This is a genomic window from Cytobacillus sp. OWB-43, from assembly GCF_034651445.1.
Lineage (GTDB): Bacteria > Bacillota > Bacilli > Bacillales > Cytobacillaceae > Cytobacillus > Cytobacillus kochii.
This window is the reverse complement of record NZ_JAYEFF010000001.1, coordinates 33,786-56,589: the sequence shown is the minus strand read 5'-3', so window position 1 is coordinate 56,589 and position 22,804 is coordinate 33,786. Positions and strand designations below refer to the sequence as shown.

Below are 22,804 nucleotides of genomic sequence, written 5' to 3'. Positions count from 1 at the left end.
TTAGGGGAATTTATTTGGATATATTAAACTTGGTTATTGTTGCCATTTTAATTGGCTTAACGGCATTCTTTGTCGTTTCAGAATTTGCTATTGTGAAAGTACGAAGCTCAAAAGTGGATCAATTAATCGAAGAAGGTAGCAAGAGAGCCATCTCAGTAAAAAAAGTAACTACTCATTTAGATGAGTATTTGTCTGCCTGTCAATTAGGTATTACGATTACGGCATTAGCTCTCGGTTGGCTTGGTGAAACAACATTTGAAAATCTACTTTTACCGATATTCCAGTTGTTTCATATACCTGCCTCATTATCTCATATTTTGATTATTGCATTCGCCTTTACCATCGTTACATTTTTACATGTTGTCGTTGGAGAGCTTGCGCCGAAAACAATTGCTATTCAGAAAGCCGAAACGGTCACATTAATGGTAGCCAAGCCTTTAATTTGGTTCTATCGCATTATGTTCCCATTTATCTGGGTGCTAAACGGATCTGCCAGATTGTTAACAAAAATGATTGGGCTAAAACCTGCTTCTGAACACGAAATGGCTCACTCTGAAGAAGAATTAAGGATTATTCTTTCAGAAAGTTATGAAAGCGGGGAAATCAACCAATCGGAATTTAAATATGTGAACAAAATATTTGATTTTGATGACCGCATTGCGAAAGAAATTATGGTCCCACGTACAGAGATTATTTCTATTTCTAAAGATGATACCCTAGAGGAATTTTTACCTACCGCCAAGAATGAAAAGTTCACACGGTATCCCATTATAGACGGTGATAAAGACCATATCATCGGTATGATCAATGTGAAAGAAATCTTAACGGACCTAATTTCTTCTAAGTCTCAGTCAACAATAAAACCGATATCCACTTATATTCGTCCTATCATTCGTGTAATCGATTCTACACCGATTCATGATTTGTTGTTAAAAATGCAAAAAGAACGTATCCATATGGCTATATTGATGGATGAATATGGTGGAACTTCAGGATTGGTGACCGTTGAAGATATTATCGAAGAAATTGTCGGTGATATTAGAGATGAGTTTGATGTGGACGAAGTACCAAGTGTTCAAAAAGTGAAAGATAATCATTATATCTTAGATGGAAAAGTTTTAGTTAGCCAAATTAACGATATTTTAGATATTTCCATCAATGATGAAGATGTTGACACAATAGGTGGTTGGTTGTTAACTGAGAATTATGAAGCCAAAGAAGGCGACTTTATTGAACAGGAGAACTTTGTGTTTACTATTGTAGAAATGGAAGATCACCATATCAAATTAGTGGAGGTATACAAGAAACCAGTAATTGAAGAAATAGCTCCTTCCCAAATTCCTTTGTCTACAGAATCACAAGTCCAAATATGAAATAAAAAACCGCGCTGAAATTCAGCGCGATTTTTTTATTTTGCCATTCATTTTTTAGGAAAAAACAATCGGAAAATGGTTCCATTATTTGTTTCACTTTGAACATCTATTTTACCACGGTGTAAAGAAACTAATTGTTTTACGATTGACAAACCAATCCCAAATTCACCAAAATAACTGTTCGTTCTTGAACTGTCCGCCTTGTAGAATCTTTCCCAAATCCAATCAACTTCTTTTGGATCTATACCAATTCCATTATCTTCAATTTCAATACAAATATCATGCTCATTCTCAAAGGCGCGCATGGATATCCATCCGTTTTCTGTGAATTGAATACTATTTTTAACAATATTAATAAGAATTTGAATCAAGCGGTCATAGTCAGCATGAATATAGATATCATCTGCTGCCTCAATATAAATTTGGTTATTTTTTTCATCTGCTTGCATTAGAAGCTGTTCACTTACGACTTCAAATACCTCAATAGCTTGAATATCAATCATATGTAATTCTAATTGGTTTGAACGAATCTTTTCATAGTCTAAGTTTTCATTTACTAATCTAATCAACCTTTTAGCTTCACGGTCAATTAAATTCATCCCTTTATCAACTTCCTCTTCAGGAATCAATTGATTTTTAATTCCTTCTGCTAATCCACTAATAGTCGTTAATGGTGTCCTTAATTCATGTGAGACATCGGCAAGAAATTTTTGTCTGCGATTTTCTAGCCTTTCAATTTCCTCTTGAGATTTTTTTAATTGCACAACCATCTCATTAAAATCCCTTGCTAAATAACCTAAATCATCCTTGGAATCATCTGGCACATTTACATTATAATCGCCTGATGAAATCATTGAAGTTGCTTTTCTAAACGCTCTCACTCTAGTTGATAAGTTACGGGAGAAGATTAAACTTAAAAAGATTGCTGCCGTTGCAGCTATAGCAATCGTATACAATAAATATTGATTAAGCTGTCCAATCATTTTTAAAGACGTACTTATCGGCGAAAGTAATAAAATTCCACCGGTTATGTTTTCACCTTCCATTGACGGTAAAGCTACTAATGATACTTCCTGTTCAAACCGTTTAATATCATGAAGGATTGTTACAGACTCACCTTTTGACAACTTTTCCCACTCTTTTTGGGAAAGGCGTATACTAGGGTCCATAGAAACATTGGGGTAGATAATATCTGCATTACTATCGAATAAAATATATTGAATATTTCTTGCTTCAAGTAGCTTACTATATTTATTCAAAAAAGTTTGTGGACTTTCTTCATGAATGGATACATCTTCTAAAATCTGCTGGCCATATTCATTTAATTCTTCCACTTTGTTTTCGAATATATAACTTCTTACAAATTGTGAAAAAATCAAACCCATTAATAGAAACGCCAGTATTAGAATAAGAACATGACTGGATAGCAGTTTAAGAAAATATTTATTTCTCATAGGTATCCGTCGACTCATCAAATTTGTAACCTACACCCCACACAGTATGGATAAATGGTTGATCTGCACTGCCTATCTTTTTCCTTAAACGTTTAATATGAACATCGACTGTCCTTTCATCTCCATAAAATTGGTATCCCCATACTTTATCGAGTAATTGCTCTCTCGAAAATACTTGTTTTGGATGGGTAATAAAGTAATACAATAAATCGAACTCTTTAGGTGTTAAATTTGAAAGCAGTTCATCTTTAAAGTAGACTTCTCTAGCTTCTTTACTAATTTTGAAAAAATGGCTTGTCGTAAAGTGATGATCCTTCTCTGTTGTATCTGATTGAAATCTTCTAGATACGGCTTTAATCCTCGCCATTAAAGTTAACGGGCTAAATGGTTTCGTCACATAATCATCCGCACCCATCTCAAGTCCAAGTACTTGATCAGATTCACTGTCTTTCGCTGTTAACATAATAATGGGCACACTGCTAATATCACGGATCTTTCTACATAATGTTACACCGTCCATAGCTGGGAGCATCCAATCGAGTATAATTAAATCCCATTCTCCTTTATTAAACGCCTCAAATCCTGATTGTCCATCGTGGACAAAGGTTCCTTTATATCCTTCTTTCATGAAAAACATTTCAAGCATTGTACAAACACTTTCATTATCTTCAACTACTAATAAATTCATGTATAACCACCATCCTTTAAACAGGTAATCTAAGTTTATTGTATAGGTATATTTTCATTTTAATAAAAGAATTATATCTCATTTATGTGTCAAAACGGTGTTAAAAATATGAAAGTCACATTTCGTCATCACTAAATGCAATCGAAAGATGACTTCGATATTTATTTTCGATTTTAACAAAGGTATACTTATGATAAATAGGAAGGTGAATAAAATAATGAACGACAATCCATCTTATAACGAATTAGACGAAGAAACTCTTTTTTTAGTCACACAAACTTTTAAAGCCTTATCTGATCCGACAAGGCTTAGAATCCTACATTTACTTTTTCACGAAGAACACTCGGTAAATGAGATTGCCGATAAGCTCTCTCTGTTGCAATCAACTGTCTCCCATCAATTAAGATTCCTAAAAAACTTGAGGCTAGTTAAATTCCGACGTGAAGGAACTACTTTATATTATAGTCACGATGATGAACATGTTATGCATTTATTAAAACAAACAATAGAACATACTCGCCATTCTTAATTACACACGTCCTTATGGTTTGGACAACCACTGCTTCTGCCTTCAACTTGGATTGTACTATGATTGATGCCAAATTGATGAGAAAGTAATTCTTTTGTTTCTTTGAGGACAGTATCATGGTGCCCATCATCATTTAAGACAATATGGCAACTAAAAGCAGGGAATCCTGAAGTAATCGTCCAGAGATGTATATCATGTACATCCTCTACATTTTGAAGTGTTTTGATGGAGGCTTTAATTTCCTCAATTTGCATCCCGTCAGGTACCCCTTCCATCAATACATGAAAGGCTTCTTTTGTCACTCTATAGCCGCTATTTATAATCAAAATAGCAACAATTAAACTTGCTATTGGGTCAGCAATACCCCAGTCAAAAAAGTAGATCAGTAAACCTGCTATAATCGCTCCTACAGAGCCTAGTAAATCTCCAATTACATGAAGAAACGCACTTTTCACATTAAGGTTTTCATCTTTGTCACCTTTCATTAAGATAACAGCTGCTACTATATTGATAAGAAAACCAATTGTAGCAATTGTTAACATACCTAAGCTTGCTACTTCTGGCGGTGAGATAAACCTTTTCACACTTTCAATCATGATAAGAATAGCGATGACTATTAATGTTACCCCATTTATCGCCGCCGCTAAAATTTCAAACCTTTTAAATCCGAATGTTTTTTTGTTGGTTGATTCCCTTTGAGCTATCTTGATGGCAATATAGCTTAACCCTAACGCTCCTGCATCACTTAACATATGGCCTGCATCTGATAAAAGTGCTAAACTATTCGTCCACAGACCACCAATAAACTCAATAATCATGAATCCAAAAATTAAACAGAAGGTAAGTAATAATACATTTTGATTGTTAGACGAATGATGATGATGAGAATGGGAATGATCATGACTCATTATAATTCACCTCTTATATATGAATATATGTTCATATATTACATTATGAAGAACTAAACGAAATTGTTCAACTGTTTTGTATGAAATCGAATGAAAAGTTTGTTTATAGTCCAAAATATGGTATTGTTTACAAAAATAATATTTTACACATAATAACAAAACCATACGAACAAAGCTTCTTCAACAGAAAGTAGGATTTTTCATGATAAAAGCACTCATCAACCGTAAAGCATATTTTATTTATAAGTTCTTAATGATCATTGCTGGTGCTACACTTGCTGCTTTATCAATTGAATTATTTCTTATACCAAATCTGATTATAGATGGTGGCATTATTGGTATTTCCTTAATCGTTAACCATTTAACAACCATCCATTTCGGTGTATTATTTATTTGTTTTAATATTCCTTTTTTAATTGCTGGTTATAAGCTATTAGGAAAAAGTTTTTTTCTTGCTTCCCTAATAGGCATTATCTCTTTAGCAGGAGTCGAATCACTATTTCATCATACCTCTCCTTTTACATCTACCCCGTTACTGGCAACAGTATTCGGAGGTGTCATCCTAGGAGCAGGAGTGGGGCTAGTCATTCGACATGGTGGTGCGTTAGATGGAACTGATATTATGGCAATTCTTTTAACAAAAAAAATCCCCTTTTCTATAGGGGAATTTATCATGTTCTTTAATATTTTCGTTTTTGTCTGGGCAGGATTCGTCTTGGGGTGGGAACAAGCCATGTATTCAATCATCACTTACTATATTGCTTCTAAAACGATTGATATGGTTGTACAAGGTTTTGAAGGAGATACGAAAGCTGTGCTCATCGTTTCTGACCATTATAAGGAGATGGCTGATTGTATTATTACAAAGCTAGGAAGAAGTGTGACGAAGTTGAACGGCAAAGGTGGATATATTAATACTGATAAAGAAATTATTTATGTTGTTGTGACTCGATTAGAAATATCTAAACTTAAAACTATCATTGCTGAGATTGATCCTCTTGCTTTTACAACCATAATGGACACACAAGAAGCACGAGGTAGTAAATTCAAATCTGCTCTTCATTAGTTTTAAAATACTGCCATTCATCTATTGCTGTTTAACCACCACCCATAAAAATACGAACAGAAGCGAATCCTCAACTGTTCGTATTTTTCATGATCATTGAATTTTCAGTGGTCACCTTTATAGATATTTTCTATGAAGCGCCTTTCCATCATAAGTAAAAACCATTTCCTTCTCTTCTACAATTGTTTCCATATGAACCGCTCTTCCCCATAACTGATATACATAAGGCAGAACTTTCTCTAAGTATTTCAAATCAAGCTCAATCCCTTCAAACCAATGCTTTAAATACAACTCACCATTCTTCATATAATCTCCATCATTTACCGTCAGATAAGGAAATCCCCCATTTACTCTCATACTAACTAGCTGATCGCGCACATTTTCCCATCCTTTATCGACAACTTTATAATCTTTTCCTTGCTTTTGAAATAAATACATATCCTCTCTCATCACTAAATCTTTTGTCAAGTAATTCCGGATAAACGAGATATCAGATTCAATTTCTCGTACTTCAAACATTTTTTCCCTACCAGAGCCAACCTCTACTCCTCTCCTAATCATTTCTTCCGTAGGGTGATTATATCGTTCTTCAATATCCTCAAAAATCTTCAAGCCAAGGTAATAAGGGTTAATACTTGTTTTTGATGGTTGCACAACACCAGCATTTAATTTCGCAAATTCCAAAGCTTCTCCAGAAGTAAGATCCATCTCCCTTAAAATTCGTTGATGCCAAAAGGAGGCCCAGCCTTCGTTCATAATTTTCGTCTCAAGTTGTGGCCAAAAGTAGAGCATCTCTTCTCGCATCATTGTTAAGATATCTCTCTGCCAATCAGTCAATTCACGGCTGTATTGTTCAATGAATAAAAGTATATCTTTTTCTGGCTTAGGTGGGAACTTCTTCATTTTTTTCTTTTTCTGTTTTACTTCTTTTTGATCAAGTCCCCATAAATCGTCATAAGGCGTTTCAACATGGAAAGACGAGCTCTCTTCTTCTTCTTCATGATCCCAAATAAATTTCGGGCGCATAAGAGAAGGATCTATATGCTCTTCAATAGCTAAAATGGCATCTAAAAATGTCTCTACTTCTTTTTTTCCATAGTCAATTTCATATTTTCTAATACGCTCTGCCGTAGCAGACATGCTTTCAACCATATCTCTCTTTGTATTTTGGAATCGAACATTATTTTTAAAAAAGTCACAGTGAGCAAGGACATGTGCGACAATTAATTTGTTTTGAATTAAAGAGTTGGAATTTAATAAAAAAGCATAACAGGGATCAGAGTTAATCACCAATTCATATATTTTCGACAAACCGAGATCATAATGTAGTTTCATCTTAAAAAATTGCTTTCCAAAACTCCAGTGGGAAAACCTTGTTGGCATCCCATAAGCACCAAAAGTATAAATTATTTCTGCTGGACATACCTCATATCTCATCGGATAAAAATCCAGCCCAAAACCTGTGGCGATTTCTGTGATTTCGTCTATTGCATACTCTAACGATTTATGTTCACTACCAAGCATTCTCTCACTCCCTATCTTCACCTTTAACATAATCTATGATAGAAAAAAGAGAATGATGAGTATACTTCAGTCTTTCAAACAAGACTTTTAGTGATCCATTTAATCCTCATTTAGACAAACAAAGGATGCCCTTAAAATGAGCATCCTTTGTGAAATAATTATTTTTTTCTAAAGGAGACGCTAGGCGTTTACTACATTCTTTTCACTTTCGCTCCTGCTCTTCAACAGTTAAATTTAAAAATTTACTATCGTCTAGTCGATGAGTTACTTTAACAAGCACAGTCAAATCTTTTCCATCCTCTTTTACTTGAAATATAAAAGTATCAATGACTTCATTTTCTGAAATCATCCGTCTTCCAGCATACTGATAATCAACAACTTCTTCCTCTGGGTAATCTTCCTTCACAACCACTGTTGCAATTCTGCCGTATTTTTTATAATCGACTTTTTCTTTATGTTCTCCATGTGTATGTACGTCGGCAAATACTGGTGCCTGAATGTAGTTTAAACATACTACAGTAAGTAACAATAAAAGTAGCTTTTTCATACAATAAACCCCCGTTTATCTAAAATTACTACTTCTATCTTTTTCAAATTGTAACTCGATTATGTATCAATGTAAGAAATTTATTTTTATACAGGTAAAACTTGATAAACGTGCAATAACAGGTTGACCAAATTTTTGGTTGAAAAAATAATTCATTATGGCTCAAACTAATCTTAACTCCCAAGGGAGGAGAATGAAAATGAATAAAGTGGATTATGACCGTGCGTTATATTATACTCACCGATCCGAATGGGATAATTTACTCATTCTTATGGTTAGAACAAGTGATCAATTTTTAGCGAAAAAAATCGAGCATTTTCTACATGCGTACAATTTTGAAAAAGATTACACGATTATCGAACAGCATCTATATACACTTCTACGTTATATTGATCACGCCAATCAATTATCGGAAGAAGAAATGAAAACAGCTTCACCCTATTTTATGTAGAATTCCACCAAATAATGTAAGAGCACTATCTATTTGTAGTGCTCTTCTTTTATTTGACAAAGTTATTTTTCACTGCAAAAATGGCCGCTTGCGTGCGGTCATCGACGTCTAACTTTGATAATATATGAGACACATGTGTTTTTACCGTTTTCTCTGTTATAAATAAATCGGTCGCTATTTCTTTATTGGATTTACCTTTACCCATTTCGGATAATACTTCTTTTTCTCTTTTTGTAAGTTCATGCCATAAATGTATGTCCTCATTTTCATGTGAGAATTTTGACATTAAATGAGTGGTCGCTTTAGGGTGGATATAATTTTCCCCGTCCATTATTTCATTCATCGTTTTTACGAGCTCATCTGGTTCAACATCCTTAAGTTGATAACCTGATGCGCCGGCTGCTATTGCAGGGATACAATGGCTTTGATCTGAATAACTTGTCAGTATGAGTATTTTTACTTGAGGAAATTTCTTTCTAATTGCTTTAGTTGCTTCGATTCCATTCATGTCAGGCATATCAAGATCCATTAAAATAAGATCAGGCATACATTGTTCTGTTAATTTTATTGCTTCCTCTCCAGTACTTCCTTCACCAACAATATGGATATCCTTTTGTGTTTTCAAAAAAAAGATAAGCCCTTTTCTTACAACATGATGATCGTCAATAATTAATACATTCACCCGTTAGACCCTCCTCTCAATTGAACAGGCGTATAATGATCTTCGTCCCCTCCCCTTCACTAGTAGTTATTTCCATTGTACCATTCCGCCGTTCAGTTCGTTGACGCATATTTCGCAATCCATGGGAAGGTAAGAATACAGATGGACTGTAATTAAATCCTACACCCTGATCAGTTATACTCATCTGTATTATCTGTTTATCCTGGTTGAAATCAATTGCAATATCAATCTTATCCTGACCAGAATGCTTCTTACAATTCATCATTGCCTCTTGAGCTATCCTCCATAAAGTTTCTTCTGTTTGTGGAGAAATATTTGTTAATGTATTAACATGACAATGTAACTGAAGCCCAAGCATTTCACTGTATTCTTTTAATGATGTAAGCAACCCGTTTTCTAGACTTTTTGGTTGTAACTGCCAGATCAGATCACGCATTTCATGAAGTGCTTGTTGGGAAAGCTCTTGTATATAAGTAAATGTTTCTTGAACAGTTTTAGATTTTGTTATCTCTCTTCCTCCTCGAGCCGTTAAACTAACCGAAAATAACAATTGATTGACAGAGTCATGCAATTCCTGTGCAAGGCGATTTCTTTCCTCAATAAGTGCCATTTCTCGTTCCCTCTCAGTTAATGCCATTCTTTTTAATGTCGATCCTATTTGAAAAGCAACAGATTCTAATAAAAAAAGTTCCTTTTCTGTGAAATGAATTTTATTCGGAGCTCCTACATTTAAAATGCCGAACATTTCTTCACCAAAGCGAAGGGGAACTGTTGCATGATGGGTTAAACCTTCAATGTCAGCATATCCATTCTTTTTTGCCTCTTCAATTCTTTTACAATTGATAATATTACTCGCACGGTTTAATTCACCGTTATTGTAACGATTTACACACCAGCATTCTTTCGAACACATCGGAGCTAACTGATTTGTTGTTAATGCTTGGGGCAATTGATGATGTGCGATTAGTGTTGGTTCATGGTTCTTGATTAAAAAAAGCCAGCCTGTTTGTAATTGAGTGACTTGTAGCAATCTTTCTAATACAGCAGACAATGTTTCTTTCATTTCGCTTCCTTCATTAAGTAATTCCGCTATTTCCTTAAGTATGACTGCTTCACGAATTTGTTGATCCGCCATTCTCTTTAACCCTCTCTTTATGACTATTATAACGAGTATTTATGTAATGATCTTCATTCGCATCGATGAAAATATCTCAGCCTAAGGTCGTATATATGAAGCTTATTTGCTACTACTTTTAACTAAAATTGGTGAATCCTCAGCAATTATCCTCAAAACGCGAATCCACTTTGTTTGGCTTTAAATAAGCTACTGCTAAAACAAACCTTTACTACAATGATCTCTTTAATGAACTTTACTTTTATTTACCCTAGGGTTCATGAGGGATTAACAAGGCCATTACTTGAATAAAAAAATCGAACATATTCTCATCCTTTAAGATTTGAATGATGTTCGAATTTTTTTAGTTTTTCAATTCCTCTTGTATCAATTGATCCACTTTCTTCATTAGTTCCACTTGAACATGGTCAAGCTTTTCTTGACTCAAGCTTAATGATTCGCTTTTAACACCGAAGTAAAACTTAATCTTTGGTTCCGTTCCTGATGGGCGTAAACAAATCCATGTACCATCAGCGAAGAAGTACTTTAATACATTAGATTTCGGAAGATGAATATCCGAACGATGATCACTTTCTGTACGAATACTTGTTAAATAATCTTCTGTCGCGATATGACTAAGACCTTCTATATCAATTGAAGATGCATTTCTAAACGTAGAGAGTATGTTTGCAATTGTTTCTGTACCTGCTTTGCCTTTTAAAGTTATCGACTTTAATCCTTCACGGAAATAACCATACTTTTCATAAATCATCATTAATACATCATAAAGGGTTTGGCCCTTTTCTTTATAAAAAGCAGCTGCTTCAGCAATTAATAGTGCTGCTTGAACAGCATCCTTATCTCTTGCAAAATCACCAATCAAATAACCATAGCTTTCTTCATAACCAAAAAGGAATTTATACTCACCTGTTGTTTCATATTCTTTTATTTTCTCAGCAATAAATTTAAAGCCTGTAAGTACATCTTTTGTAGTTAAACCAAACGAAGCTGCAATTTCTCTTCCTAGCTCTGAAGTTACAATTGTTTTCAATACAATTCCATTTGACGGAATGCTATCTTTATCCTTCTTTTGTGCTAGCATGTAGTAAAGAATTAGAGCACCTGTCTGATTGCCTGTCAGAAGCTCATACTCATTTTTATCATTTTTAACTGCTATTCCTAATCTGTCCGCATCGGGGTCAGTAGCAATAAGTAAATCAGCATTTACCTCTTTCCCTTTTTTTATAGCCAACGTAAATGCAGACCTTTCTTCAGGATTAGGGCTATCTACTGTAGGAAAATCACCATCAGGTTTATCTTGTTCCTCTACAATATGAACATGCTTATAATTCAAGCTTGCAAGCCCTTCTCTAACCGGTTTATTGCCAGTACCATGTAATGGAGAAAATACGATAGAAAGATCCGTTTTTTCTCCTATAGAACGGTCTTCTGAAATTGTCTGTAACTTTTGAACATAAGCACGATCAATAGATGCGCCGATTGTAACAATCAGTTCTCTCTCTCTTAACAGTGCTTCTTCTTCTACTTCAATAAGTAACTCGTTTTCAATTTGATTTACTTTTGCTATAACTGTATCGGCATCTTCTGGTATCAATTGTGCTCCATCCGGCCCGTATACTTTGAAACCATTGTATTCTTTTGGATTATGACTAGCCGTAATGACAATACCAGCATATGCATGCAAATACCTTACAGCAAACGAAAGCTCAGGTGTGGGTTTTAACTCATCGAAGATATATGTTTGAATATCATTTGAAGCAAGCGTTTTTGCCGCTTCTAAAGCAAATTCTGGTGACATATGTCTTGAATCATAGGCAATCACCACACCTCTTGCTTTTGCTTCCTGCCCTTTTTCAATTATGTATTTGGCTAAACCGTAAGATGCTTTTCTAACGGTATAAATATTCATTCTATTTGTGCCTACACCGATCTCTCCTCTCATCCCACCTGTTCCGAACTCGAGGTCTTTATAAAATGCATCTTCCAAATGGTTTTCATTGTCATTTAATTGAATTAATTCTTCTTTCATTTCAGAAGTCAATTGCGAATATGTATTCCATCTATCTACATTGCTTTTCCAATCCATCGTTTTCCCCCCTAGTTAAATGCCTCTTTCCATTATCGACTAAAATAATCCATTTTTTAAGCTATTCTCTCTTATTAAAAATAGTGGATTTTTATAAAATTTTCAATAAATTACTGCAGTTTCTGTTTCAATTTCTTTAAAGGATATATCCCTAAGAGTCCACATTCATCATTTTCCAAAAAGAACACGAACAAATAAATTTGTTCGTGCAAGGATAGCTATCTATAGAATTTATTTATGATTACGATATTGAATTTGATAAATATCATGCCTTCTATCTTTCAAATGTCTTACTGTACCGTCCTGTCTTTTCCTTCTTAATACCTCTAAGTCTACATCACCAATTTGCACCATTTCAATATTTGCATTCGTCTCCCCGACAATTCCATCCTTAGCAAACTCGAAATCTGAAGGTGAAAAAATCGCTGATTGTGCATATTGTATATCCATATTTTCTGTTTGTGGTAAATTCCCTACTGTACCTGATATTGCTGTATAAATTTGATTTTCAATTGCCCGAGCTTGTGCACAGTATCGAACACGTAAATAACCTTCTCTGTCCTCGGTACAAAAAGGAACGAATATAATTTTTGCTCCCAAATCAGTCGCAATTCGAGCTAATTCAGGGAATTCAATATCATAACAAATTTGAATCGCAATTTTTCCACAATCAGTATCAAAAACGCGGACAGCGTCACCTGGGGATATCCCCCACCATTTTCTTTCATTAGGAGTAATATGGAGTTTATATTGCTTTTCAATCGTACCATCACGTCTAAATAAATAGGCTATATTATAAATTTTATCCTCATCCTCTTTTACAAAATGAGATCCACCTATAATATTTATGTTATACCTAACAGCTAAATCAGTGAATAATTGAATATACTCTTCCGTATACTCAGTAAGCTTCCTTATGGCAAGACTCGGTACTTTCTCGTCCAGAAATGACATTAATTGCGTCGTAAATATCTCTGGAAAAACTGCGAAGTCCGCTTCTGCATCTGACGCAACATCTGTGAAATACTCGACTTGACTAGCGAAGTCTTCAAACGATTGAATTTGGCGCATCATATATTGTACGACACAAATTCTAACTGGATAACTTGTTTTATAAAATCTTTTCGTTGTCGATTTATAATCAACATTATTCCATTCCATTAATGTTGCGTATTTATTGGATTGCCTATCATCTGGCAAGTAATTAGGGTTTATCCTCATCAGTGTAAAACCATTTAATAATTGAAAGGATAATACAGGGTCATATATTTTATGAAGTGATACTTCATTAACATATTCTCTCGGACTCATCTCTTTTGCATGCTTATGATAATTAGGGATTCGCCCTCCAATAATAATACTCTTTAGATTTAACTCCCGAGCTAGCTCCTTTCTTTGCTCGTAAAGACGGTGACCAATCTTCATTCTACGATACTCAGGATGAACCATTACTTCAATACCATACAGATTGTAGCCATCATCGTTATGGTTAGTTATATAACCGTCATCAGTGACATCAGCCCATGTATGGCGATCATCATATTCATCAAAATTAATAATTAAACTGGAACAAGAACCAATGATTTCACCATCATACTCTGCTACAAATTGTCCTTCCGAAAATATATTTAAATGGCTTTCAAGGTGATCTCTTTTCCATGGATCCATTCCTGGAAAACATACCTCTTGTAGCGCAATAATTTTGTCGATATCTTCTTCTTTCATATTTCTAATAATCATTTTTTTCTCAAATTTGCTTAAATCTAATTTTCTCATAAATACTCCCCTTATTTTCATTGAAACAAACGTTTGTTACTCTTATACCCCTATTTTCCCTTTTCTAATCTTAGGCAAATGGTCTCCCTATAGATTCATTTGTCAACACATAACTATGCTTGATTTGTGTTGATTTTATGACTTTTTATAGAATTTTCTCAAGCATCGTTTATTTTTACGTTAAAGAGACGTATAATTTGTTAAAATACGTTAGTATACATATTTTTCATTTCGCCTATAAATATGAAAAAAGGGAGAACGTTATGAAACCAACAGAAAAGAAGGATGCTAGGGAAAGTATACTGTTTACAGCATGGGCTGCCTCAGTCATTGCTGTTTTCGGCAGTTTATATTTTTCGGAAATTAGACAGTATGAGCCATGTGAATTATGCTGGTACCAAAGAATTCTTATGTATCCTCTAATTGTCATTTTAGGCATAGCAGTAGTTAAAAAAGACTTTCGAATCAGCTTTTATACGATGATTTTATCTGGAATTGGAGGACTCATCTCTATTTACCATTACGGTATTCAAAAGTTTTCTTTTTTAACTGAAAGCGCGCCAGCATGTGGCAGAGTTCCTTGTACGGGACAGTATATTAACTGGTTGGGCTTTATCACTATTCCATTTCTAGCATTGGTTGCATTTATTATTATTTTTATTTGTAGTGTCATGATATGGAAAAAAACAAAGGGGGAGAAGACCGAATGAAAAAAATTATCATATTCTTAGCAGTCATTATTATTCTTTTTGGTGGAGTTGCACTGTTAACAAAAATGCAGAACGATCAAAAAGTTTCAGGGGACAACCCTTACGGAACAACTGATTTAGAGCAAGAAACGATTGATCAGTTAGATGATCCTAATTATAGCAATATTGTGTTACCGGAGGATTTAGAAAGTCAATTAAGTGAAAGCGGCGAAGCTACAGTATACTTTTTTAGTCCGACATGCCCTCACTGCCAAAGAACAACTCCAATTGTTGCTCCTTTATCTGATGACTTAGGCGTTGACTTATTACAATACAACTTACTAGAATTCGATCAAGGTTGGAATGACTTTGGTATTTCAGAAACACCAACTATCGTGCATTATGAAGATGGAAAAGAAGTAGCTCGTATTACAGGATACCAAGAGGAAGCTGTATTTCAAGATTGGTTTGAGGAAAACGTAACAGAATAAAAACGGATTAAAATTAAAAAAACGACCAAATTTATGTTTGAACATTTGGTCGTTTTTTTGTATTTCCCTTTAATGATTCTTACTGTAAGTATGCTTGGTCTATATTTATTGGCTCTTTCGTTTGTTCAGGAAGGAAATGATGAAAGGAAAATGGAAAAGAGATATCAAAACGATTTAAAATCTCAGTATTTCTTTTAAATAACTCACAATGTTCTTTCTTCAACCCTGCATCTTCAAGAAGGTGCATTAAAGTTTGTAAACTAGCCAATACCGAGTAAGCATCTCCTAAAGTTTCCATACACTTCTCTGTCGGCTTTAAAATATTCATGTCACCAAATGCCTGTAATTCTTTTTCTGAAAAATAATGAGGTAAAACATGATGAAACATTTTATCGACCAATGCTTCAATTTGCTCCTCTTGTTCTGTTGTTGCCGCAAAAACTACTTTCACAAGTAACCCACCTTTGTTCACTAATACTTCATGATTACCAATAGAATAGCATAAACTACTTTTGCCTCTCGGTGGTAATTATCACCATGATTTTATATACTATTGATGCAAATATCGTTTTCTAAAAGAGAACTTAAATAATCCTTGTTAAATACACTTTCATCTATATGAATAAACACTATATGAAATGCTTAAAAGGAAGGAAGTAAATAATGGTAACAGTAAGTAAAAAAGGAGAATGGTTTGAATTAACCATTCCAAAAAAATGGGCTGGACAATCTGCAACGCAATTGTTTAGAGAGATTTGGGGCGCCCCTAAAAAGCTGACTCATCAAATGCGCATGGAACAATGCGTAAAAAAGAATAACAACCCTATTATATGGGAAAAGCCACTAATCCATGGAGATCGGTTACAATTCAAACTTTTAACGGATCATCAGGTAGAAAATCTTGAGAATGATGGTTTCTATACAGATGTAGATGTTAGGTACGAGGATGATCATTTAATCATTTTTAACAAACCTGCTGGGATGGAAACACACCCACACACCTTAGTCCAAAAAAATACTCTTTTAGATGCAGCCAAATATTATATGCAACTCCAGGGTGAATCTACTTACATCCGACATATTCACCGATTAGATAAGGAGACATCTGGTGTGATACTATTTGCCAAACATTCTTTAGCAGGTGCTATCCTTGATACAGAACTTGCACAAAGAACTATCAAGCGCACGTATATGGCTCTCGTCCATGGCCAACTTAAAAATAAACATGATAGTATTGAACTCCCCATCGGAAAGGATCGCCATCATTCCAATAAGCGGAGAGTCTCAACTACAGGGCAATATGCCAAAACGACCTATGACGTCCATGCTTATGACAGCAAAAGAAATATTTCACTCATTACTTGTCAACTTGATACAGGCAGAACCCATCAAATTCGTGTCCATTTAAGTCATATCGGACATCCACTCGTTGGTGATCATTTATATGGAGGAAAGAACCTGCTAACAAGACAAGCATTGCATGCTTATAAACTCGAGTGGCAGCACCCCTTCACAAAAGAAAAACAGGAAATCACTTGTCCGGCACCAGCAGACTTCCGCTCATTATGTCCATAAAGGAAACAAAGTACAAAGTCTACTATCAGCTCTTTTATTTATCTATTTACAATCGATAATAAAAACACAAAACAACGAGCAAATTCGAAGTGAAGTGCTCCTTAAATTTAGCCATAAAAAAACTGCACCTCCAATTGTTAGCTCATTTCTAACAATTGGAGTACAGTTCAAATTGTTCGTTTTACTTATTCAATCTGTCGATTTCCTCATGGACCTCATGATGAAACTTACGACAAAGGCAAGCACAATCGCACCAATGATCGCTGGAATTATAGCAAAATCTGCGATTACTGGTCCCCAGTCTCCTAAAATAAGAGTCCCTAACCAAGCTCCGATGAAGCCAGCAATAATATTGCCTATAACTCCTCCTGGGATATCTCTACCTGCGATTAAACTCGCTACCCAACCGATAAGTCCACCTATAATTAATGACCATAAAAAGCTAAACAATGCTCTTCACTCCTTCATTACATCTATTTCATCTTCATTAGATGTACACTTAGGTTGTGAAAGCATTTAATAAATCATTCATTCACTTTTTTCCTAATATGGAAATATCAATTACAAATCGTCAGGATTTTTACCCATCCGTTTATTTTTATTATATTCGTCAATAACACTCATATCCTCGTCAGACAGAGCAAAATCAAATATAGCTTGATTTTCCTCTAGCCTCTTTAATTTCGTTGTTTTAGGTATAACAATTACTTGATTTTGTATATGCCAACGCAGAATAATTTGCGAGACTGTTTTATTATATTTTTCACTTAAGGTAACAAATTGTGGCTCCTTAGACAGTTCACCTCTTGCAATTGGCGCCCACGCCTCCACTTGAATGTTATTACTCCAGCAATACTCACGAAGTGGTTGTTGTGATAATTGCGGGTGCAATTCAACCTGATTTACCATTGGCATTATATTTGCGTCTTTTTTTATTTCTTCTAAGTGATGTTCGTGAAAATTACTAACGCCTATTGCCTTTACTAACCCTTCTTCATACAAATACTCAAGTGCTCGCCACGTATCTTTATACTTTTTTGGCATGGGCCAATGAATTAAATATAAATCAATATAAGATAAATGTAATTTTTTCAAACTTTTCTTAAAGGCTGCAATCGTCTGCTCATATCCATGATCATCATTCCAAACCTTTGTCGTAATAAACAGCTCTTCTCTATGTATGCCACTTTGTTCTATTGCTCTGCCTACACCTTCTTCATTATCATAGAAGCTGGCAGTATCGATTAAGCGATAACCTAGTTGAATCGCATTCCTTACGACATTTTCCACTTCCTTACCTTCTTCTACTTTATATACTCCTAAACCAAATTGGGGCATCAAGACCCCATTTGCTAATTTTACATTAGGTATTTTTACCATCCCTCATCCTCCTCAAGTAAAAAGTCTGTTTTTTTATTTCCATAAAAATATAAACGATGAAGCGGTCGAGTCATTGCCACATATAACAACTGTATTTCTAAAGGAGCTTTTGAGGTAAATACTTCATCAATCGAAAAGATAAATACTACGTCAAACTCTAAACCTTTTGCTAAATAAGCCGGAACAATGACGACTGATTCTTTAGGAATTTGTCCATGTTCTCCTAGTAAATAAACCACCATATCGCCAGTTTTTTCAAATTGTTGATAAAGCTTCATACAATCGTTCATCGTTTTCCCAATTAATGCAAAAGTTTTAAACCCTTCTTCTTTTACTTTAAGTAATTTAGCCTCTAAGACATTTATATAGTGCTTGCCTTCGGGGGATGGGATAAACTGCGGATGCTCTCCATGTCTAACAACAGGCTTTACTTCAGGAAAGGTATACGGCAGTTTTTTTAATATATGATTAGCTGCTTCCATAATTTCTACAGTAGTCCGGTAACTCTTCTGTAATTCTGTATAAGTGGCTCGAGGGAAAATCTCAGCCTTTACGTCTTCCCAAGATGTAAGCCCTCTATAAGAGTGAATACCTTGTGCTAAGTCTCCCACTAATGTAAACATATCGGTATCAGCTGCTTTCTTAAGAGAAAGAAGTTCCATGAACGTATAATCTTGCGCCTCATCGATGACTATGTTTTTTACTTTCCACTCTTTTTCAATTCCAAACAAATGAACCTGCAAATACAATAATAAAGCTAAATCTTCTCTTTCATACATTCGCCTCTTAAACAAGTCTTGTTGATACCGTATAATATTTTCTGCTTCTACTTGTGTTAACTGATTATGTGAGCGTTTTACTAATTGCTGTGGATTTTGAAATAAATCTTTATAATAGGACCAAATATTCTTTTTAGGAAATTGCTTCATATATGTAGCTACCGATCTCTTTATTGCCGTTTTCATTTCATTCAACCTTGCTTCTTTCTTATCAAGGGCTTGTGATACATATTTTTTTCTCTTCACGGGATCTTTCGCTTGATATAATGCTCTTTCAATTTTGTCATCATAAAACATTTCAATTTTCTCAAGCATTTTCTTTTTTTTATGTTTTATTTCATTTTGTAATATCGAACGTAACTTATTTATTCTCTTATACAAAGGTAAATAATAAAAATCTTCTTCCAATAATTGCACAAATCTTGCACTTTTATATAATCGATACTTATCAACATAAAAATCAGTAGGCGGATGAAAAGTTAGAAATATTTCTTTCATATATTCATTCAGTATTGTTTGAAAAACTTTAGACCCCTTCAATTTTGATATTTGAAGCGCATGAACTGTTTCCTTTTGATGATTTTTCTCTAATAAGTGAATTAACTTATCATCTTTTTTCAATTTTATATTTTCCTTTTGTAACGCTCCTATTACATAATCCTCGTACGTTTTTTGCTTAATATTCTCAACACCAAGCTCAGGTAGCGCTTCGGAAATATAATCAAGGAATAGATTACTTGGAGCAATAATCATCAATTGCTCAGGTTGAAAGTTTTCTTTGTATTGGAAGATAAAATAACTAATTCGGTGTAGAGCAATCGTCGTTTTACCACTTCCCGCACCGCCTTGAACGATGATAGGTTTATTCAAATCAGCTCTGATAACTTTATTTTGTTCCTCTTGTATAGTAGATACGATTTCTGTGAGGCGATTACTTGCACTTCCAGCTAGGGTTTCTTGTAACAATTGATCATTTGTTGTCAAATCAATATCACGAATCTCAGTTAGGAGGCCTCGCTCCATCATAAATTGTCTTTTTAATAAAAGCTCACCGTTAAAATTCTCTCCATTAGAGACATACGAAACATCCCCTAGTCTGCCTTCATAATAAAGATTTGCTATTGGTGAACGCCAATCGACAATTAATTGATCCTGATTTTCTCTTGAGTATAAAGACGTTTTCCCAATATAGATAACTTCTTCCGCCGGTTGATCATCTCTGGAAAAATCAATTCTTGCAAAATAAGGTTTGAGACGGGACTTTTTCAAACTTGATAGCTCTTCTTTTGACATATCAAAAAAGCGAGCATTCGTTAATAAGGACGAATAACCTAAGCTGGAATCGACGTCTTTAAAGGCTGCTTTCATATTGTCTTGAAAATTATCCTTCGATGTCTCTGCTGTTTTAATAACAGCTTCCATATATCTTTTTGTATATTCTAAGCGCTGGTTTTCTTCATTGTAATCGGGGTGTTGATGTACCGTTGTCATATCATTTACCTCCATTTTAATAATTAGCCGCTGATGGAGAGTAATCTGACGTTGTGTAAGTGAGAAGAAATATATATTATCAGAAAAATGCATAACAATCAAATAAATGCGCAGTACTTTTAAGACATTCCAATATGAATAGATATTAATTAAGTTAAGGAATAATGTAAAAGTAAAGAAAAACTTTATTAATTTTTTGTAAAGGCGAATACAACCAATTCATGAAAAATAGTATGGATTCCACTCACTCATACTCTTAGAAAGTTAGTAATAACAAGGGATATAAAGGTATTTAATTAAATAATAAGAAACATTACAATTAGATTACATTTGAACATAATTCGACATTTTTCTTCTAGACCCGAAAATTACGCTTTATACAATAAAATTTTTCGTTTAAAATAATAACGTTTGAAGGGTTTATTTTCCGAAAATTACTGGGGGTATTAATGATGGTTTTTAAAAAACAAGATAAATTCAATAAATTGTTAAGTGATATTGCAATCAACTTAAAAGAAGGAGCTATGTATTTCGCCGATTATAAGCTAAATAACATTAGTGACTTAAAAATTTTCTCAGAAAAAATGAAAGAATACGAAACAAAAGGCGACACACTTGTTCATGAAACAATTAAAGAATTAAACAATGCCTTCATTACACCAATTGAAAGAGAAGATATTCTTCATCTTGCAATGGCAATGGATGACGTATTAGATGGTTTTGAACAAACAGCAGATTTATTTGAAATGTACTCCATCATTAATGCTGATGAATATATGTTAAAGTTTGTAGAAGCTATTCAACAAAGTGCAGTAGAAATTGAAAAATCAGTTGAGCTATTATCCTCTAAAAAGTTGCTAAAAATACGAGATCATGCAATTAAAATCAAAGACCTAGAATCAAAATGCGACGGCGTATTACGCCAATCTATTAAACATCTTTTTTCTGTTGAAAAAGATCCAATTCGCATCATTCAGAAGAAAGAAATTTACGAAAACCTAGAGGAAATTGCTGACAGCTGCCAAACAGTTGCCAACGCATTCGAAACAATTATAATGAAAAACGCGTGAGGAGCAATAACTAATGGATGCAATTTTAATTATCACAGTATTAATCGTCATTTTTGCTTTAGTCTTTGACTTTATTAACGGATTTCACGATACAGCGAATGCTATTGCAACTTCAGTGTCAACGAAAGCTTTGAAACCTAGACATGCTATTATACTAGCTGCAACAATGAACTTTGTAGGTGCAATGACTTTTACAGGTGTTGCGAAAACGATTACGAAGGATATTGTCGATCCTTTCACCTTACAAAACGGCTCAATTGTCATTCTATCTGCCCTTATAGCAGCGATTTTCTGGAACCTTTTGACTTGGTATTTCGGCATACCAAGTTCATCCTCTCATGCTTTAATTGGTTCAATCGCAGGTGCTGCCATTGCGTCAGCTGGCTTTTCTGCATTAAACTATAGTGGATTTATCGGTATTATACAGGCACTCATTTTTTCACCACTGATTGCTTTTGCAGCCGGATTTATTATTTATAGCATTTTTAAAATTGTTTTTAGAAATAATAATTTAACAAAGACAAATAGAAATTTTAGAACGATACAAATTTTCACCGCTGCATTGCAATCATATACCCATGGTACAAATGATGCACAAAAAGCGATGGGGATTATCACACTAGCGTTAATCTCCAATAACTATGTAACTTCAACGGACATTCCTTTTTGGGTCCAATTATCTTGTGCAATCGCGATGGGACTGGGTACATCTGTTGGTGGTTGGAAAATTATTAAAACAGTTGGCGGTAAAATCATGAAGATTCGCCCTGTTAACGGAGTAGCAGCAGACATTACGGGGGCAATGGTCATCTTTGGTGCAACCGCACTACATATGCCAGTTAGTACAACTCATGTTATTTCTTCATCTATCCTCGGTGTAGGCTCAGCCCATCGAGTAAAAGGAGTCAAATGGGGAACAGCACAACGTATGTTAATTACTTGGGTTATTACTTTGCCGATTTCAGCAACAATAGCTGGATTAACTTATTTGATTTTGAGTTCTTTCTTATAATGCAAACAAATCCTTAAGGGTTTATATCCTTTAAGGATTTTTTGTCTTCTTCTAATAAGAACACATATATAACAAATACTATAAAGAACTTGAAAATC

Annotated in this window: 22 protein-coding genes; 9 read left to right on the top strand and 13 right to left on the bottom strand. The window is 34.4% G+C overall.

Features of this window, described 5'->3' with window-relative positions:
• The first annotated feature begins 14 nt into the window (after positions 1 to 14).
• On the top strand, positions 15 to 1,373 hold the full coding sequence (locus tag U9M49_RS00335) for a hemolysin family protein (RefSeq protein WP_307318311.1): 1,359 nt from the start codon (positions 15 to 17) through the stop codon (positions 1,371 to 1,373).
• A gap of 47 nt (positions 1,374 to 1,420) precedes the next feature.
• Here U9M49_RS00335 and U9M49_RS00330 read toward each other — a convergent pair whose 3' ends face one another.
• Complete coding sequence (locus U9M49_RS00330; protein ID WP_322909124.1) at positions 1,421 to 2,758, bottom strand: HAMP domain-containing sensor histidine kinase; 1,338 nt, start codon at positions 2,756 to 2,758, stop codon at positions 1,421 to 1,423.
• A 58-nt stretch (positions 2,759 to 2,816) separates the two neighbouring features.
• Positions 2,817 to 3,515 (bottom strand): response regulator transcription factor, encoded by a 699-nt coding sequence (locus U9M49_RS00325; RefSeq protein WP_095369945.1) that lies wholly within the window; start codon positions 3,513 to 3,515, stop codon positions 2,817 to 2,819.
• A 217-nt stretch (positions 3,516 to 3,732) separates the two neighbouring features.
• On the opposite strand from U9M49_RS00325, the gene U9M49_RS00320 reads away from it, so the two are divergent.
• The gene (locus tag U9M49_RS00320; RefSeq protein ID WP_095369946.1) at positions 3,733 to 4,044 is read left to right on the top strand and encodes an ArsR/SmtB family transcription factor; all 312 of its coding nucleotides are present in this window, start codon (positions 3,733 to 3,735) and stop codon (positions 4,042 to 4,044) included.
• Here the strand turns inward: U9M49_RS00320 and U9M49_RS00315 are convergent.
• Positions 4,041 to 4,952, bottom strand: coding sequence for a cation diffusion facilitator family transporter (locus U9M49_RS00315; protein WP_095369947.1), 912 nt, complete (start codon positions 4,950 to 4,952; stop codon positions 4,041 to 4,043). The genes U9M49_RS00320 and U9M49_RS00315 overlap by 4 nt on opposite strands.
• Before the next feature lie 202 nt (positions 4,953 to 5,154).
• Between U9M49_RS00315 and U9M49_RS00310 the strand changes: the two genes are divergently transcribed.
• Positions 5,155 to 6,018, top strand: a complete 864-nt coding sequence (locus U9M49_RS00310) for a YitT family protein (RefSeq protein WP_095369948.1) — start codon at positions 5,155 to 5,157, stop codon at positions 6,016 to 6,018.
• A gap of 117 nt (positions 6,019 to 6,135) precedes the next feature.
• Here U9M49_RS00310 and U9M49_RS00305 read toward each other — a convergent pair whose 3' ends face one another.
• Together U9M49_RS00305 and U9M49_RS00300 are read right to left on the bottom strand one after the other, a co-directional pair.
• Positions 6,136 to 7,542 carry a SpoVR family protein gene (locus tag U9M49_RS00305; RefSeq protein ID WP_095369949.1) on the bottom strand — a complete coding sequence of 469 codons (1,407 nt, stop codon included), beginning with the start codon at positions 7,540 to 7,542 and terminating at the stop codon, positions 6,136 to 6,138.
• A gap of 202 nt (positions 7,543 to 7,744) precedes the next feature.
• Complete coding sequence (locus U9M49_RS00300) at positions 7,745 to 8,089, bottom strand: DUF3889 domain-containing protein (RefSeq protein ID WP_095369950.1); 345 nt, start codon at positions 8,087 to 8,089, stop codon at positions 7,745 to 7,747.
• Between the two features lie 199 nt (positions 8,090 to 8,288).
• On the opposite strand from U9M49_RS00300, the gene U9M49_RS00295 reads away from it, so the two are divergent.
• Positions 8,289 to 8,540: a YhdB family protein gene (locus tag U9M49_RS00295; RefSeq protein WP_095369951.1), complete on the top strand. Its 252-nt coding sequence runs from the start codon at positions 8,289 to 8,291 to the stop codon at positions 8,538 to 8,540.
• Between the two features lie 49 nt (positions 8,541 to 8,589).
• Here U9M49_RS00295 and U9M49_RS00290 read toward each other — a convergent pair whose 3' ends face one another.
• From U9M49_RS00290 to U9M49_RS00275, 4 genes are all read right to left on the bottom strand, one after another.
• Positions 8,590 to 9,222, bottom strand: a complete 633-nt coding sequence (locus tag U9M49_RS00290) for a response regulator (RefSeq protein ID WP_095369952.1) — start codon at positions 9,220 to 9,222, stop codon at positions 8,590 to 8,592.
• Positions 9,223 to 9,238: 16 nt separating this feature from the next.
• A complete protein-coding gene (locus tag U9M49_RS00285) occupies positions 9,239 to 10,357 on the bottom strand; it encodes a GAF domain-containing sensor histidine kinase (RefSeq protein ID WP_322909123.1) in 1,119 nt (372 codons plus the stop codon).
• A gap of 343 nt (positions 10,358 to 10,700) precedes the next feature.
• On the bottom strand, positions 10,701 to 12,443 hold the full coding sequence (locus U9M49_RS00280) for a phospho-sugar mutase (protein ID WP_322909122.1): 1,743 nt from the start codon (positions 12,441 to 12,443) through the stop codon (positions 10,701 to 10,703).
• A 231-nt stretch (positions 12,444 to 12,674) separates the two neighbouring features.
• The gene (locus tag U9M49_RS00275; protein ID WP_095369955.1) at positions 12,675 to 14,219 is read right to left on the bottom strand and encodes a bifunctional GNAT family N-acetyltransferase/carbon-nitrogen hydrolase family protein; all 1,545 of its coding nucleotides are present in this window, start codon (positions 14,217 to 14,219) and stop codon (positions 12,675 to 12,677) included.
• A gap of 263 nt (positions 14,220 to 14,482) precedes the next feature.
• On the opposite strand from U9M49_RS00275, the gene U9M49_RS00270 reads away from it, so the two are divergent.
• On the top strand, positions 14,483 to 14,929 hold the full coding sequence (locus tag U9M49_RS00270; protein ID WP_095369956.1) for a disulfide oxidoreductase: 447 nt from the start codon (positions 14,483 to 14,485) through the stop codon (positions 14,927 to 14,929).
• Positions 14,926 to 15,399, top strand: coding sequence for a thioredoxin family protein (locus U9M49_RS00265; RefSeq protein ID WP_095369957.1), 474 nt, complete (start codon positions 14,926 to 14,928; stop codon positions 15,397 to 15,399). The genes U9M49_RS00270 and U9M49_RS00265 overlap by 4 nt, the downstream gene beginning before the upstream one ends.
• Before the next feature lie 79 nt (positions 15,400 to 15,478).
• On the opposite strand, the gene U9M49_RS00260 is transcribed toward U9M49_RS00265, so the two are convergent.
• The gene (locus tag U9M49_RS00260) at positions 15,479 to 15,850 is read right to left on the bottom strand and encodes a DUF5365 family protein (RefSeq protein ID WP_095369958.1); all 372 of its coding nucleotides are present in this window, start codon (positions 15,848 to 15,850) and stop codon (positions 15,479 to 15,481) included.
• A 212-nt stretch (positions 15,851 to 16,062) separates the two neighbouring features.
• Here U9M49_RS00260 and U9M49_RS00255 point away from each other — a divergent pair, with 212 nt between their 5' ends.
• The gene (locus U9M49_RS00255) at positions 16,063 to 16,974 is read left to right on the top strand and encodes an RluA family pseudouridine synthase (RefSeq protein WP_322909121.1); all 912 of its coding nucleotides are present in this window, start codon (positions 16,063 to 16,065) and stop codon (positions 16,972 to 16,974) included.
• Positions 16,975 to 17,163: 189 nt separating this feature from the next.
• On the opposite strand, the gene U9M49_RS00250 is transcribed toward U9M49_RS00255, so the two are convergent.
• From U9M49_RS00250 to U9M49_RS00240, 3 genes are all read right to left on the bottom strand, one after another.
• Positions 17,164 to 17,424, bottom strand: a complete 261-nt coding sequence (locus tag U9M49_RS00250; RefSeq protein ID WP_095369960.1) for a GlsB/YeaQ/YmgE family stress response membrane protein — start codon at positions 17,422 to 17,424, stop codon at positions 17,164 to 17,166.
• A 111-nt stretch (positions 17,425 to 17,535) separates the two neighbouring features.
• The gene (locus U9M49_RS00245) at positions 17,536 to 18,354 is read right to left on the bottom strand and encodes an aldo/keto reductase (RefSeq protein ID WP_095369961.1); all 819 of its coding nucleotides are present in this window, start codon (positions 18,352 to 18,354) and stop codon (positions 17,536 to 17,538) included.
• The gene (locus U9M49_RS00240) at positions 18,348 to 20,624 is read right to left on the bottom strand and encodes a HelD family protein (RefSeq protein ID WP_322909120.1); all 2,277 of its coding nucleotides are present in this window, start codon (positions 20,622 to 20,624) and stop codon (positions 18,348 to 18,350) included. Before U9M49_RS00240 ends, U9M49_RS00245 begins: the two co-directional genes overlap by 7 nt.
• A 452-nt stretch (positions 20,625 to 21,076) precedes the next feature.
• On the opposite strand from U9M49_RS00240, the gene U9M49_RS00235 reads away from it, so the two are divergent.
• Together U9M49_RS00235 and U9M49_RS00230 are read left to right on the top strand one after the other, a co-directional pair.
• The gene (locus U9M49_RS00235; protein WP_095369963.1) at positions 21,077 to 21,694 is read left to right on the top strand and encodes a DUF47 domain-containing protein; all 618 of its coding nucleotides are present in this window, start codon (positions 21,077 to 21,079) and stop codon (positions 21,692 to 21,694) included.
• A gap of 13 nt (positions 21,695 to 21,707) precedes the next feature.
• Complete coding sequence (locus tag U9M49_RS00230; RefSeq protein ID WP_095369964.1) at positions 21,708 to 22,706, top strand: inorganic phosphate transporter; 999 nt, start codon at positions 21,708 to 21,710, stop codon at positions 22,704 to 22,706.
• Positions 22,707 to 22,804 lie beyond the last annotated feature (98 nt).

Coding starts and splice junctions, on each gene's coding strand:
- U9M49_RS00245 (WP_095369961.1), bottom strand. CDS start 18,354: ATGGTAAAAATACCTAATGTAAAATTAGCAAATGGGGTCTTGATGCCC.
- U9M49_RS00265 (WP_095369957.1), top strand. CDS start 14,926: ATGAAAAAAATTATCATATTCTTAGCAGTCATTATTATTCTTTTTGGT.
- U9M49_RS00240 (WP_322909120.1), bottom strand. CDS start 20,624: ATGACAACGGTACATCAACACCCCGATTACAATGAAGAAAACCAGCGC.
- U9M49_RS00330 (WP_322909124.1), bottom strand. CDS start 2,758: ATGGGTTTGATTTTTTCACAATTTGTAAGAAGTTATATATTCGAAAAC.
- U9M49_RS00255 (WP_322909121.1), top strand. CDS start 16,063: ATGGTAACAGTAAGTAAAAAAGGAGAATGGTTTGAATTAACCATTCCA.
- U9M49_RS00300 (WP_095369950.1), bottom strand. CDS start 8,089: ATGAAAAAGCTACTTTTATTGTTACTTACTGTAGTATGTTTAAACTAC.
- U9M49_RS00295 (WP_095369951.1), top strand. CDS start 8,289: ATGAATAAAGTGGATTATGACCGTGCGTTATATTATACTCACCGATCC.
- U9M49_RS00305 (WP_095369949.1), bottom strand. CDS start 7,542: ATGCTTGGTAGTGAACATAAATCGTTAGAGTATGCAATAGACGAAATC.
- U9M49_RS00285 (WP_322909123.1), bottom strand. CDS start 10,357: ATGGCGGATCAACAAATTCGTGAAGCAGTCATACTTAAGGAAATAGCG.
- U9M49_RS00315 (WP_095369947.1), bottom strand. CDS start 4,952: ATGAGTCATGATCATTCCCATTCTCATCATCATCATTCGTCTAACAAT.
- U9M49_RS00275 (WP_095369955.1), bottom strand. CDS start 14,219: ATGAGAAAATTAGATTTAAGCAAATTTGAGAAAAAAATGATTATTAGA.
- U9M49_RS00270 (WP_095369956.1), top strand. CDS start 14,483: ATGAAACCAACAGAAAAGAAGGATGCTAGGGAAAGTATACTGTTTACA.
- U9M49_RS00320 (WP_095369946.1), top strand. CDS start 3,733: ATGAACGACAATCCATCTTATAACGAATTAGACGAAGAAACTCTTTTT.
- U9M49_RS00325 (WP_095369945.1), bottom strand. CDS start 3,515: ATGAATTTATTAGTAGTTGAAGATAATGAAAGTGTTTGTACAATGCTT.
- U9M49_RS00230 (WP_095369964.1), top strand. CDS start 21,708: ATGGATGCAATTTTAATTATCACAGTATTAATCGTCATTTTTGCTTTA.
- U9M49_RS00310 (WP_095369948.1), top strand. CDS start 5,155: ATGATAAAAGCACTCATCAACCGTAAAGCATATTTTATTTATAAGTTC.
- U9M49_RS00235 (WP_095369963.1), top strand. CDS start 21,077: ATGGTTTTTAAAAAACAAGATAAATTCAATAAATTGTTAAGTGATATT.
- U9M49_RS00280 (WP_322909122.1), bottom strand. CDS start 12,443: ATGGATTGGAAAAGCAATGTAGATAGATGGAATACATATTCGCAATTG.